Here is a 13,618-nt window from a genome sequence, read left to right on the forward strand (position 1 = left end):
GGATGGGGGACGACCACAGGACACGGCACCCGTGGGGTGCCCGGGCGCGCCGACGGACGGGGGCGCTGACGCTGGCGGGCGGCGTCGTCGCGGTCACCGGTGCCGCCGTCGTCCTGCTGCTCGTGCTCGGTCCGGCCGCCGCGGTCGACCGGAGCGGCGCGGTGACCGACCGGACGACGGCACGGGCCGCGGTCGCCGTCGCCGGTGCCCTGGACGGCGTCGCGGTCGCCGTCCTCGGCGTGCTCACCCTCGTCACGCTCGCCGTCCTCGCCGCCCGCCTCCACCGGCTCCGGTCGGACGAGGACGCCCTCTTCACCGCGCGCGGCGCGACGCGCTGGCAGCTGCTGCGCTGGGACGCTGTCGAGGGGGCGCTGGTGGCCGGCGGAGGAGCGGCGCTCGGCGTCGGCGTGGTCTGGCTGGTCCTCGCGGCCGCGACGCGGACGTCGGCTCACGGGCTCGCGACGGTGGCGGTCGCGGTCCTCGTCGCGGCGGTCGTGTCCGGTGCCGTCGTGTCCGCGGTCGGGTCGTCCGCGTCCGGCCCGCGCACGGCCGGCTCGGCATCGGGCGTCACGGTCGGACCGGTCGTCGCCCCCGCGGTCCTCGTCGCCGCGGCGGCGTTCTCGACGTGGCGGCTGTTCACCGCAGGGGTCCCGGTCCGTGCCGACCGCACCAGTGCGACGGTGGACGTCGTCGCCGCGGCGGCGCCCGTCGTGTGGGTGCTCGCCGGGTCGGCGGTGGTCGTCCTGCTCGGCGGGGTCGCCGCACGGGTGGTCGCACGACGCGCCGAGCGCTGGGCGGGGCTCCTGCCCGCCGTCACCGCCCGGCGCACCGCCCGTCGGTGGGCGTCGGCGGCGCCCACCGTGCTCGTCGTGGGGGTCGTCGTCGCCCTCGGCGTCTTCGTCGCGGGGTTCGCCGCCACCGTCGGCAGGGTCGACGACCGGACCGCGGAGGCCGTGGTCGGCACCGACGTGCGGGTGCGCTTCGACGGGGACCCGGCGGTCGGGGTCGGTACCGGACTCCCCCGGGTGCGCGTCGAGTCGCCGGGCGCCGGGAGGTCCGCGGCCGTCTGGACCGACACCGCTGGGATCGGCGCCGTGCAGGCACCCGTCATCGGTGTCGACGGTCGCGATGCGCCCGCCGTGTTCCCGGGGGCGGCGGGCAACGCGCTCCGGGCGACCGCCGGCGCGACCAGGGCGGGCGTCCCGCTCCGTGCGTCGGACCGGCGCGTCACGGTCGACGTGCGGGCCGCGACGGCCACGGTCGACGAGGTCCCCCGGCCGGACGCGTCGGGGACGGTGCGCTTCGCGGCGTGGGTCGTCGCCGCCGACGGTGTCCCCGCGCTCCTGCCCCTGACGGCCTCGGGCGACCCCACCGCGACGACCCGTGGGTCCGGTGTGCCGACCGGCGGATCGGCCCGGCTGGCGGCCGACCTGCCGACGACGGACAGCGGATGGCGGCTCCTCGCGGTCGAGCCGACGCTGTCCTTCTCGTCCCGACCGGAGGACGTCGACACGGCAGGGACCGGCCCACCGCTCCGGGTCGGCGTCACGGTCACCGTGCACGGAGCGGACGGCGCCGTCACCGGTCACGCCGACGCGGTCGACCTCGCTCCACCGCCCCGTGTCGTCCTCGGGCACACACCAGGGTCCGGACGGCTGCCGGTGGTCCTGACCCGCACGCTCGCCGACCGTCTCGACGTCGACACCGGAGCACACCTCGACCTGACCCCGGCGTCGACCAGCACCCCGGTCGCGGCCGTCGTCAGCGCCGTCGTGCCTGAGGTCCCCGGATCGGCGAGTCGGAGCGCGGTCGCCACCGACCTCACCGCGCTCGTCGCGACGACGATCGACGGCGGTACTGCCGGGGCGGGGTCCGCCGTCCCCCGGGTGGACGAACGGTGGATCACCACGACGGAGCCGTCCGCGGTCGCCGACGCGCTCCGGACGGGCCTGCCGGCGGGCACGACGGTCACCACCGGCGCCGACGTCCGCTCCGCACCGGTGATCGCGACCGCGGTGTCCGGCCTGGCCGTCGTGGCGGCGCTCGGCGCGCTCTTCGTGACGCTCGTGCTCGCCGCCGCCGGCGCCGGCGCCGACTCGGCACGCCGGGTGCTCCGTGCCGCCGGCGTCCCGGCGCGCGCCTCGGCCGCAGCACGCGGTGCCGGACTCGCACTCCCGGTGGTCGCCGGGGTCGTCGGCGGCGCGGTCACCGGACTGTTCGCGACCGCGACGACCGTGGCCCCGTTCGCCGTCGCGGCGGTCCCGGCCGCCCGGGGGCTCGTCGACGCCACACCGGTGCTCACGAGCGGTTGGGCGGCGCTGGCACCGGTGGTCGTGCTGGCCTGCACCGCCGGCGTCGTCGGGAGCGTCGTCGCCCGCGGTCGTCGGCCGGAGGGAACACCGTGAGCCGCCGCACACGAACGGCGGCGGACACCCGCGTCGCCCGATCCGGCTCCGGCGCCCCGGCCGCAGCCGGTCGGATCGCCCGGGCGCACCGGGGGCCGCTCGTCGCGGTCGCGGTCGTGACCTTCCTCGTGACGGTGCTCGGCGCGCTCGTCCTCCCGGTGCTCGGCGCCGTGGCGACGGCGGGCACCCGGCACGACCTGCACCAGGCGACCGTCACCGGCCGCGACCTGCAGGGCACGTTCACGATCGCCTCGCCGGGGGCGTCCGGCACGGACGCCCAGAGCGCGTTCGACGGGGTGCACCGGGCACTCGAGCGCGCCCGGTCGTCGATGCCCGATGCCCTGCGCGCCGCGGTCGGTCCGGGTGAGTACGCCGCGGTGACCGATCCCTTGACGCTCGAGCCGGAACCGTCGAAGGTGCCCGCCCTCGTGCAACTGGCGACGGACCCGGGGTTCGCCGCGCGCTCCCGCATCGTGCAGGGACGAGCACCCCGCGCCTCCACCGACCCGACGCGGATCGAGGTCGTGCTGTCGAAGCCGGTCGCCGACGCCATCGGCTGGCCCGTGGGCACGGCCCGGCTCGGCGGGACGGCCACGGCGACGGACCCGGTGTCGATGCGCCTGGTCGGGCTGTACGCCGCCGACGACGCGACCGACGACGCCTGGACGCAGACACCGCAGACGCTCCGACCCGGCGTCGTGGGGCTGGGGTCCGGCGGCGTCGCCCAGCTCGGGGTGGCGTACACGGCGACGGAGTCCTTCGGCGCGGTCGCGGGTTCGTACCGCGCCACCCACGGCCGCGCGTGGTTCCCGCTGCGCACGGACACCGTCACCGCGGACACGCGGAGCGACCTCGCCGCGGCCACACGCCGTGCGCTCGGGCGTCTCGTGCCGCTGCCGTCGACCGTCGACGGGTCCACGCGCCTCCGGACCGACCTGCCGGACCTGCTCGACGCCTCCGCCGCGCGCGACGCAACGGTGGGGACGCTCACCGCATCGCTCGGGTCGGGACCGCTCGTGGCGGTGATCGGCCTCCAGGCGCTCATCGCACGCTTCACCGTGGAGCGGGACCGACGTCGGTGGGAGCTCCTCGCGGCCCGCGGCGGGAGCCGAGCGCTCCGCGGCGGCCTCGCGGCGCTGCTGGTCGCAGCCGGGTCCGTCCCGGCCGCCGTGCTCGGCGCGGTCGCCGCGGTCGGGGTGCTCGTCGTCAGCGGAACGACGGGACCAGCGCTCCGGACGACGGTCGACGTGGTCGCGGTCACCGCGGTGTGTGCCGCGCTCCCCTGTGTCGCCGCTGCCGTCCTGGTCCGGGGGACCGGTCGGCGGCTCCCCGGTCGGCGTGTCCGCCCCGTCGTCGACGGTGCGCTGGCGGTCCTCACCGTCGTCGCCGTGGTCGTCTCCGTCCGGTCCGGCATCGGCACGACGGCTCCCGGCGGCCGCGTCGACCCGCTCGCGGCGCTCGTACCGGTGCTGCTCGCGGCGAGCGGCACGGTCGCCGCGGTCCGTCTGCTCCCCGCGGTCCTGCGGGCCGTCGTGCGCCGCACCAGGGCCGACGCCGGGCTCCCCCGCTTCCTCGGCTCGGTCGCGACCGCTCGGACCCCGGGCGGCCGGGACGTCGCACTCGCCGTGGCGGTCGCCGGCATCGCCGTGGCGCTCCTCGGCAGCGTGGTGGGCAGCACGCTCGGACACGGCCTCGACTCGGCTGCCCGCCGCTCCGTCGCCGCGGACGTCGCCGTCGTGTCCGACGCCCTCGACGTCGACGACGTGGCGGCGCTCCGCCGCGTCCAGGGCGTCCAGGCGGCGGCGGGGGTCGCCACGACCGACAGCGCCGAGCTCACGACGGCGCGCGGCAGCGTCACCGCTCGACTGATCGTCGCCGACACCACCGTGCTCGGACGCGTGCAGCAGGGCGTCCCGGGTGCGTTGCCGACCGCGCCCGCGCTCCGCGGCGGTGACCGGGGCGGTGTCCCCGTGCTCGTCTCGACGTCGCTCGCGCGGGACATCGCGCGTGGTGCGACCGTCCTCGACACGCGGCTGCGGGTCGTCGGGACGGCGCCGGACCCCGTCCCGTTCACCGACGCGACGAAGTGGCTGCTCGTCGACGCCCGGCACGCGCAGGAGATCACGTCGACCGGCAGCGTCGACCACGTGCTGATCAGGACCCGCACGGGTGCCGACGTCGACCGGGTCGCGGCACGCCTGCGGGCGGCCGTCAGCGGTGTCTCCGTCCGGACGGCGACCGAGGCCGCCCGTGCGCTCGCATCCGACCCGCGGGTCCCGGCCGTCCGCGGGATCGCCCTCGTCGCCGGGGCGCTCGGTGTGCTCGTCGGGACGGGGGCCCTCGCTGCGTCCGGGCTGCTCGCCGGCGCCGCGCGACGGGAGCGGGGGCGGCTCCTGGCGACGCTCGGACTGCACCGGTCCGGCCTCCGTCGGGTGGTGCGGGCGGAGTCGACGCCGGTGTCGGTCGCGGTGGCCGCCACCGCCGTCGTGGTGGCGACCGTGGCCGTGGCCGTGCTGTTGCCGGCGGCGGACCTGCGCTCGTTCACGGGCAGCCCGGTCCGCCCGCCGGTCGCCGTCGACCCCTGGCTGCTCGGCGCGACGGTGCTCGTCGTCGCAGCAGCACTCGTCGCGGTGCTCGTGGTCGAGACCGCCGCAGGGACCCCTGGGCACCGCCGTGCCCGACGACGCCGAGGGCGGAACGCTGCCCCGGTGGACACCCGACCAGAGAACAGGAGCCGTCCATGAGCGACACCGACGACATCGTCTGCCGCGACCTCGTCCGGATCTACCGCTCACGGGACGTGGAGGTCCAGGCGCTGCAGGGGCTCACGCTCACCGTCCGCCGTGGCGAGATGGTGGCCGTGGTCGGCGAGTCCGGCAGCGGCAAGTCGACCCTGCTCGGCATCCTGTCGGCGCTCGACGAGCCGTCCGCCGGCTCGGCCGTCGTCGCCGGCACGGACCTCTCCGGCCTCTCGGCCCGCCGACGGACGGCGTTCCACCGGCACGCCGTCGGGTTCGTCTGGCAGCAGACGGCGAGGAACCTCATCCCGTACCTGACGGTCGCGCAGAACGTGTCGGCCGTCCTCGCGGTCGCCGGCGTCCGTGGGCCGGCGCGGGCCGAGCGCACCGCGACCGTGCTGGACCTGGTCGGGATGCGCGAGCACGCGGACGCGCTGCCCGAGGACCTGTCCGGTGGCATGCAGCAGCTCGCGGCGATCGGTGTCGCCCTCGCGAACGAGCCGCGGGTGCTCCTCGCCGACGAGCCGACGGGCGCGCTCGACCGGGCGAGCGCCCGGGCGGTCCTCGCGACGATGCGCGCCGTCAACGAGGCGAGCGGCGTCACGATGCTCGTCGTCACGCACGACGAGCGCGTCGCCGCCCAGGTCCGGCGCACCGTGCGGATCCGGGACGGCCGCACGTCGACCGAGACCATCCGCGACGACCTGGGCACGGGCCCCGGCGAGGAGTACGCGGTCATCGACGGCGCCGGACGGCTGCAGCTCCCGGAGGCGTTCCAACGGGCCCTCGGGCTGCACGACCGGGTCCGCCTCAGCCTGCAGGACGACCACGTCGCGATCCGTCCGGGAGCGGACCGATGAGCGCCGCCCCGGTCCTCGTCGCCCGCGGCATCGGACACGACCACGACACCCCCGCCGGTGTCGTGCGTGCCCTGGACGGCGTCGACCTGGTCGCCGACCGGGGCGAACTGGTCGTCGTGCACGGCTCGTCCGGCTCCGGGAAGTCGACGCTGCTCCGCGTCCTCGGTGGTCTCACCCGACCCACCCGCGGCGAGGTCGAGATCGACGGCATCGGCCTCGGATCCCGCTCCGAGGACGAGCTGCTCGCGCTGCGTCGCGAACGGGTCGCGTTCGTCTTCCAGGACTTCCGGCTGCTCCCCGAGCTCACCGCGGCCGAGAACGTCGAGGTCCCGCTCCGCATCGCGCGCACCGACCCCGTGGAACGGGACGCCCGGGTCCGTGCGGTGCTCGCCGAGGTCGGTCTCGCTCCACATGCCGCCCAACGGCCGGACGAGCTGTCCGGTGGGCAGCAGCAGCGTGTCGGCGTCGCGCGCGCGGTGGTGGGTCGGCCGGGGCTGGTGCTCGCGGACGAGCCGACCGCCCAGCTCGACAGCGCCACGTCGGCCGGGATCGTGGACCTGCTCGCCGGTCTCGTCGAACGCACCGGCCTGTCCCTGGTGGTCGCCACGACCGACGACGCCTTCGCCGACCGCGCCACCCGCGTCGTCGAGCTACCGGACCGCTGACCCCGCGCCCGGCGCCCGGCGTCGGCGGCGGCGCCCTCGTCGCCCTCGTCGAGGTTCCAGAATTCTGGCACCTCGACGACCACACGGGGTGCGTCGCGGAACCTCGTCGGAAGTGAGCGACGAGTCGCGGAACCTCGGGGCTGCCGGGCTCCGGGCTCCGGGCTCCGGACTGCCGGGCTGCGGGCTGCCGGACCGCGGGACGGGAGGCTCGTGACGGCCCCGACCCGAGCCTCCAGTCCGGCAAGTTGTCGCGACGGGCGAGTGGTCGCGACACCCCGCCGGTTCCCCGCGGACGGGTCGGGTTCCGTCGGGCGGCCGCCCGCCCGCCGACGGAACCCGACCACGCGGCGGACCTGAGCGGGGAGTCGTGACCGGCGGAGGGGCGGAGCGTACCGTCGCGCGCATGGTCACGGTGAACCGGACGACGGTGGCGGTGGTGGGAGGCGGACCCGCCGGGGTCGTCCTCGGCCTGCTGCTGGCGCGGGCCGGCATCGACGTGCACGTCGTGGAGAAGCACGACGACTTCAACCGGGACTTCCGCGGCGACACCGTGCACGCGTCGACGATCCGGCTGCTCGACGAACTCGGCCTCGGCGACCGGTTCCGCGCGATCCCGCAGTCTCGGCTCGACGACTTCTCCCTGCCGATGCCGGACGGGTCACAGCTGCTGCTGGGGGACTTCTCGCGGCTGCGGCCCCCGTACGACCACGTCGCGATGGTGCCGCAGTGGGACCTCCTCGACATGCTCGTGACCGCCGCCCGCGAAGAACCCTCGTTCACGATCACCATGGGCCGGGCCGCGACGGGACTCGTCGTCGAGAACGGCGTCATCACCGGGGTCCACCTGCGCCCGTACCGGAGCCCCGACGACGGGGCGCACGACGACGAGGAGCTCCGCGCCGACGTCGTGATCGCGTGCGACGGGCGGGACTCGGTGCTCCGTGCCGCCGCCGGCCTCCGCCACCGGAGCTTCCCGGTCCCGTTCGACACCTGGTGGTTCCGCCTGCCGCAGGAGCCGGGCGACGCCGAGACCGCGCTCGTCCCCGCCTTCTCGGACACCGACGTCCTGCTGAGCTTCCCGCGTCCGGGGTACCACCAGGTCGCGTACTTCGCACCGAAGGGGTCGGACGCCGCCCTGCGGCGACGCGGCATCGCGGACTTCCGACGCCGCATCGCCCGGCTCCGACCGGCGTTCGCGGGCCGGGTGTCCACCATCGCCTCGATGGACGAGGTGCACGTCCTCGACGTCCGCATGGACCGCCTGACCCGCTGGTGGCGGCCTGGTCTGCTCTGCATCGGCGACGCCGCGCACGCGATGTCCCCGGCCGGCGGCGTCGGCATCAACCTCGCCGTGCAGGACGCCGTCGCGACCGCCGCGGTCATGGCGCCCGCGATCGTCGGCGGTGCCCGTGGTCGGGCGCTCGACCGGACGCTCGCCGCGGTCGAGCGACGCCGGACCCCGCCGGCCGTGGTGGTGCAGGCCGCCCAACGGGTCCTGCACCGCGTGGTGTTCGCCCGCGCGTTCGCGGGGCGGCTGCAGGACGGGCCCCCGAAGCTGCCGGTGCTGCTCGCGCGGTACGTGCCGCCGTCGCGTGGGCTCTACGCCAGGGGCATCGCGTTCGGGCCGCTTCCCGAACACGCGCCGACGTGGGCACGGCGCGACCACGCGGCCACCTGAGCACACGCCGGCGCGACCACGCGGCCACCTGAGCACGCGCCGGCGCGACCCCGCCTCCCGAGCACGACCCGACGGGCGGACGTGCGGGCGGCGCGGGACGCCGGATGCGCCCCTGGGTCCCCACCCGGGCACCGGGCGCATGCTGGGCCCATGAAGCAGCGAACCATCGGTGACACCAACGTCAGTGCGATCGGACTCGGCGGCATGCCGATGTCCATCGAGGGACGACCGGACGAGCGACGGTCGATCGCGACGATCCACGCGGCGCTCGAAGCGGGCGTGACCCTGATCGACACCGCAGACGCCTACCACCTGGCCGCGCACGACGAGGTCGGGCACAACGAGGAGCTCATCGGCCGGGCCGTGCGGGAGTACCACGGCGACACCGCGGAGGTGCTCATCGCCACCAAGGGCGGGCACCTGCGACCGGAACCCGGTGCGTGGGCGCAGAACGGGCACCCGGAGTACCTCAAGGAGGCTGCGAAGGCGTCCGCGAAGCGCCTCGGCGTCGAGGCGATCGGCCTCTACCAGTTCCACCGCCCGGACCCGGCGGTCCCCTACGCCGACTCGATCGGCGCGCTCGCAGAGCTCCTCGACGAGGGCGTCATCCGGATGGCCGGCATCTCGAACGCCGACGTCGACCAGATCCGCACCGCCGACGAGGTGCTCGGTGGGCGCCTGGTGTCCGTGCAGAACCAGTTCTCCCCGGCGTTCCGCTCCAGCCAGGCCGAGCTCGACCTCTGCGACGAGATGAGCATCGCGTTCCTGCCGTGGAGCCCCCTCGGCGGCATCTCGTCGGCCGCCGACCTCGGGTCGACCTACGCGGACTTCGCGACCGTGGCCCGTGACCGCGGCGTCACACCGCAGGTCATCGCGCTGGCGTGGGAGCTCGCGAAGAGCGACGTCGTCATCCCGATCCCGGGAGCCTCACGGCCGCAGTCCATCCTCGACTCCGTCACGGCGGCCACCATCCGGCTGCGTCCAGAGGACGTCGCGCGGCTGGACGCCGCGCAGGCCGCCGCCTCCGCATGAACGAACGCGCCCCGCGCCTCCCGGTCGGGAGGCACGGGGCGCGTCACGCACGTCGGCTGCGGTCAGTCGCAGACCTTGCTCATCTCCTGGGTCGACTTCTGCACGTCGGTGATCGAGTCCTGCAGCTTGGTGGCGTCCACCGACTGCGGGTCCTTCGAGTACGCGTCGAGCTGCGTGACGAGGTTCGAGAAGGACTGCTCGAACCCGGAGGCGGTGTCGTGCACGTCCTGGTTCGTGACCTTCGCGGTGGCGTCCTTGAGCTTGCCGTCGAACTCCTTCAGCTTCGCGACCGCCGTGGTCGGGTCGCTCTGGATCTGGCTCATCTGCGACTGGAGCTCGCTCGAGACCGACTTCATGTCGCTCTCGAGGGTCTTGCAGGCCTCGGCCTTGGTCTGCGCCTTCGGCGTGGGCGTCGTCGACGCCTCGCCGGTGCCGGTCCCACCGGACGCGCATCCGGCGAGCAGGACGACGGTGACGGCTGCCGTGGTGAGCGCGGCGAACTTCTTCATGGTGGTGATCCCCCAGGGTGTCGACGAGTCGTGGTCCCGGGTCGGGGAGCACGGTTGCGTCCCCGAGCGTACATGGGAACCGCACAGCGTCGACGGCCGTCGTTGTGCGCTCCGCGACACCGCTCGGCGCGTGCACGGCGCGTACGGTCGGGGACATGCAGGCGATCACGTTCGACGAGCACGCACTCTCCCTGACCGACCTCCCCGACCCGACGCCGTCCGACGGCGAAGTCCTGGTCGAGGTGGCGGCCGCCGGGGTCAACAACGCCGACCTCCAGCAGCGGCAGGGCAACTACCCGCCGCCTCCCGGGGCGTCCGACGTCCTGGGGCTCGAGGTGTCCGGCACCGTCCGTGCCCTCGGCGACGGCGTGACCGGGTGGGCCGTCGGCGACCGGGTGTGCGCCCTGCTCTCCGGCGGCGGGTACGCGACCCTGGTGGCGGTCCCGGCGACGCAGCTGCTCCCCGTACCGGACGGCGTCGACCTCGTCGAGGCCGCAGCGCTGCCCGAGGCCGCGTGCACCGTGTACTCGAACCTCGGCATGATCGCCGGACTCCGCCCGGGGCAGACCCTGCTGGTGCACGGCGGCACCGGGGGCATGGGTTCGCACGCGGTCCTCTGGGCGAAGGCCCTGGGCGCGACCGTGATCGCGACGTCGGGCGGCGAGCGGAAGGTGCAGGCCTCGCGGGACCTCGGCGCGGACCTGGTGATCGACCACCGAACCGAGGACTTCGTCGAGCGGGCGCTCGCGTTCACCGACGGCCGCGGCGTCGACGTGGTCCTCGACGTGGTCGGGCCGGACTACCTGGCGCGGAACCTCGAGGTCCTGGCACCGAACGGGCACGTCGCGGTGATCGCCTCCGGCAGCGGGACCGAGGCGACGCTGCCGTTCGGGCTCCTCATGCGCAAGCGGGCGACGATCAGCGGGACGACCCTGCGCGCCCGACCGCTCGCCGAGAAGGCCGCGATCGTCGAGGCCGTCCGGTACAACGTCTGGCCGTTCGTCGCCGACGGTCGGGTGCGCCCGGTGGTCGACGCGGTGCTCCCCCTCGCCGACGCCGGGGAGGCGCACCGGCGGATGGCGGCCGGCGAGGTCATCGGGAAGGTGCTCCTGCAGCCCTGACCGCGGGCGCTGCCGCTCGCGCCGACGCGATCACCTGCCTGCGCCGCGCCCCGTTGCGCAGCTCGCGCCCGGTCACGAGGGGGCGCGACGTCCGCGCGGGGGCGCGATCGGACGCGCGTTCGGCGGGTGGTGCCGCTACGACCCCACGCGGGCGAGGAACTCGACGAGCGCGGGGTGCTGCGGGGCGTCGAGGACCTCGGCCGGGGTCCCCTGCTCGACGACCTCGCCGCGGTGCAGGAACACGATGCGGTCGGCGACGTTCCGCGCGAAGTGCATCTCGTGCGTGGTCATCAGGATCGTCGAGCCCTGCCGCTTCAGCTCGGTCACCAGGTCGAGCACCTCGCCGACGAGCATCGGGTCGAGGGCACTCGTGACCTCGTCGAGGAGGAGCAGCTCCGGCTCGGACGCGATCGCGCGGACGATCGCGACCCGCTGCTGCTGTCCGCCGGACAGTCGGTCCGGGTAGGCGTCCGCGAAGTCGGCGAGGCCGATCCGGTCGAGCAGACGCCGGGCGGTGGCCTCGGCCGTCGCGCGGGGCACGCCGTGCACCCTGCGGGACGCCAGGGTCACGTTGTCGAGCACGGTGACGTGCGGGAACAGGTTGAACTGCTGGAACACCACGCCGATGCGCGCACGGGTGGCGTCGACGTCCACGCGCGGGTCGGAGATGTCGGCACCCTGCAGGAACACCTGCCCGTCGTCGATGCCCTCGAGGAGGTTCACCGTCTTCAGCAGCGTCGACTTGCCGGACCCGGAGGCCCCGATCACGCAGATGACCTCGTGCCGGTCGACGGTGAGGTCGATCCCGCGGAGGACCTCCTGGTCGCCGAAGGACTTCCGGAGTCCGCGGAGCTCGAGCACGGCGCTCACACCGTCCCTCCGATCTGCTCGCGGCGCTGCTGTCGGCGGGCGACGGCGTCCGTGACGCGGATGAGCGGCAGGCTGATCACGACGAACAGGAGCCCGGCCAGGACGTACGGCGTGAAGTTCGACTCGTTCGCGACGTCGATCTGGGCCGACCGCACGGCGTCGACCGCACCGAGGATGGACACCAGCCCGACGTCCTTCTGCATCGACACGAAGTCGTTCATGAGCGCCGGCGTGACCTTCCGGATCGCCTGCGGCATCACGACGAGCCGGAGCGTCTGCGCGTGCGACAGGCCGAGCGACCTGGCCGCCAGGCGCTGCGACGGGTGCACCGCCTCCATGCCGGCCCGGAGCACCTCGGCGACGTAGGACGAGTACGTCAGCACGATGGCGATCGTGCCCCAGAACTCCGGCGCCAGACGGGGGAAGACGCCGAGTCCCGGCAGGCCGAAGCCGACCAGGTACAGCACGATGATGAGCGGCAGCCCGCGGAACAGGTCCGTGTAGCCGGTCGCGAGCACCCGGAGCGGGAAGGCCACCGGACTCCGGAGGCCGCGCACCACGGCGAGCAGCGTCCCGAACACGGCGACGCCGATCGACGCGAAGAACAGGATCCGGACGTTCAACCAGAGTCCGAGCAGGACGTCCGGGAACGTCGTCACCGCGACGCCGGGGTCGAAGAAGGACTGCTGGACGGCAGCCCAGCCCGGGGTGTTGACGACGCCGAAGTAGACGACGACGAGCACCACGAGCGTCGAGGCGATCGACGCCAGGACGGCGCGACGTCCACGTTGCCGACGGAAGACCCGCCGCCCGAGCTCGACCTCGCTGGGCGCGACCGCCGCTCCGGCCGTCGTCACCGGGGCCCCGGCACCTGCTGGCACGCTCACCGTGCTACTTCAGGACGGGCGTGTTCGTCTCGGACGACAGCCACTTCGTCTGCAGCTCGCGCAGCGTGCCGTCGTCGTCGAGCTTCTTGAGCGCCGTGTCGACCTTGCTCGTGAGCGCCGACCCCTTCGGGAGCACGAAGCCGAACTGGTCGCCCTTGCCGTCCGAGGGGAACTGCGCGGACACCGTGCCGTCGTCGAGCTGCGAGGCGGCCATGAAGAAGGCCGTCGGCAGGTCGGTGACGATCGCGTCGATCTGGCCCGACTTCAGCGCGAGGACCGCGTCGTCGTTCGAGTTGAACACCTGCGGGGTGACCCCGAGGGTGTTCTTCACGCTGGCGATGCTCGTCGAGCCGGCCGCGACGCCGATCGCGTCCTTCTTCAGCGCTGCAACCGTGACGTCGGCGGCGGCCTTCGAGCTCGTGCTCGTCACGACGGCCTGCGTGGTCGTGTAGTACGGCGTGGACATGTCGACGGCCTTCTTGCGCTTGGCGTCGATCGAGAACTGCTGGAGGTTGAGGTCCCAGTCCTTCGGACCCGGCGCGATGGCGCTGTCGAAGGTGCTGCGCTTCCACACCACGTCCCCCTTGTCGTACCCCATCTCATTCGCGACGGCGTAGGCCACCGCGGACTCGAAGCCCTTGCCGGACTGCGGCTTGTCGTCCTCGACCCACGGCGAGTACGCGGGCTGCCCGGTCGCGACGGTGAGCTTGCCGTCGGTCACCGTGCCGTCGGCACCGGACGAGCCACCGGCGGCGCAGGCGGAGAGCGCGAGTGCGGCCACCGCGGCGGTGGCGACGGCGGCGATGGAGCGGCGGAGGGAACGAGTCACGGTCGGGCCTTCGTGCAGGGGGTG

Annotated in this window: 11 protein-coding genes; 7 read left to right on the top strand and 4 right to left on the bottom strand. The window is 74.8% G+C overall.

What is annotated here, in order from left to right; translation table 11 throughout:
* Positions 1-2 precede the first annotated feature (2 nt).
* The 6 genes from FS641_RS03435 (at position 3) to FS641_RS03460 (ending at position 9,378) form a co-directional block, all read left to right on the top strand.
* Positions 3-2,405 (top strand): hypothetical protein, encoded by a 2,403-nt coding sequence (locus FS641_RS03435; protein WP_144760011.1) that lies wholly within the window; start codon positions 3-5, stop codon positions 2,403-2,405.
* Positions 2,402-5,149, top strand: a complete 2,748-nt coding sequence (locus FS641_RS03440) for an ABC transporter permease (protein ID WP_144760015.1) — start codon at positions 2,402-2,404, stop codon at positions 5,147-5,149. Before FS641_RS03435 ends, FS641_RS03440 begins: the two co-directional genes overlap by 4 nt.
* On the top strand, positions 5,146-6,003 hold the full coding sequence (locus tag FS641_RS03445; RefSeq protein WP_144760018.1) for an ABC transporter ATP-binding protein: 858 nt from the start codon (positions 5,146-5,148) through the stop codon (positions 6,001-6,003). The genes FS641_RS03440 and FS641_RS03445 overlap by 4 nt, the downstream gene beginning before the upstream one ends.
* On the top strand, positions 6,000-6,668 hold the full coding sequence (locus FS641_RS03450) for an ABC transporter ATP-binding protein (RefSeq protein WP_144760021.1): 669 nt from the start codon (positions 6,000-6,002) through the stop codon (positions 6,666-6,668). The genes FS641_RS03445 and FS641_RS03450 overlap by 4 nt, the downstream gene beginning before the upstream one ends.
* A 403-nt stretch (positions 6,669-7,071) precedes the next feature.
* Positions 7,072-8,346 (top strand): FAD-dependent oxidoreductase, encoded by a 1,275-nt coding sequence (locus tag FS641_RS03455; RefSeq protein ID WP_144760024.1) that lies wholly within the window; start codon positions 7,072-7,074, stop codon positions 8,344-8,346.
* Between the two features lie 150 nt (positions 8,347-8,496).
* The gene (locus FS641_RS03460) at positions 8,497-9,378 is read left to right on the top strand and encodes an aldo/keto reductase (protein ID WP_144760027.1); all 882 of its coding nucleotides are present in this window, start codon (positions 8,497-8,499) and stop codon (positions 9,376-9,378) included.
* Between the two features lie 62 nt (positions 9,379-9,440).
* Here the strand turns inward: FS641_RS03460 and FS641_RS03465 are convergent, their stop codons facing one another.
* Complete coding sequence (locus tag FS641_RS03465) at positions 9,441-9,887, bottom strand: hypothetical protein (RefSeq protein ID WP_144760030.1); 447 nt, start codon at positions 9,885-9,887, stop codon at positions 9,441-9,443.
* Between the two features lie 155 nt (positions 9,888-10,042).
* Here FS641_RS03465 and FS641_RS03470 point away from each other — a divergent pair, with 155 nt between their 5' ends.
* The gene (locus FS641_RS03470; protein ID WP_144760033.1) at positions 10,043-11,008 is read left to right on the top strand and encodes an NAD(P)H-quinone oxidoreductase; all 966 of its coding nucleotides are present in this window, start codon (positions 10,043-10,045) and stop codon (positions 11,006-11,008) included.
* A gap of 135 nt (positions 11,009-11,143) precedes the next feature.
* Here FS641_RS03470 and FS641_RS03475 read toward each other — a convergent pair whose 3' ends face one another.
* The 3 genes from FS641_RS03475 to FS641_RS03485 are packed head-to-tail and all read right to left on the bottom strand — an operon-like array spanning position 11,144 to position 13,594.
* Complete coding sequence (locus tag FS641_RS03475; protein WP_144760036.1) at positions 11,144-11,878, bottom strand: amino acid ABC transporter ATP-binding protein; 735 nt, start codon at positions 11,876-11,878, stop codon at positions 11,144-11,146.
* Complete coding sequence (locus FS641_RS03480) at positions 11,875-12,765, bottom strand: amino acid ABC transporter permease (RefSeq protein WP_144760039.1); 891 nt, start codon at positions 12,763-12,765, stop codon at positions 11,875-11,877. The genes FS641_RS03475 and FS641_RS03480 overlap by 4 nt, the downstream gene beginning before the upstream one ends.
* 4 nt (positions 12,766-12,769) lie before the next feature.
* Positions 12,770-13,594, bottom strand: coding sequence for an ABC transporter substrate-binding protein (locus FS641_RS03485; RefSeq protein WP_144760042.1), 825 nt, complete (start codon positions 13,592-13,594; stop codon positions 12,770-12,772).
* Positions 13,595-13,618 lie beyond the last annotated feature (24 nt).

It is taken from the genome of Curtobacterium sp. 9128 (assembly GCF_007673775.1).
Classification (GTDB): Bacteria; Actinomycetota; Actinomycetes; order Actinomycetales; family Microbacteriaceae; genus Curtobacterium.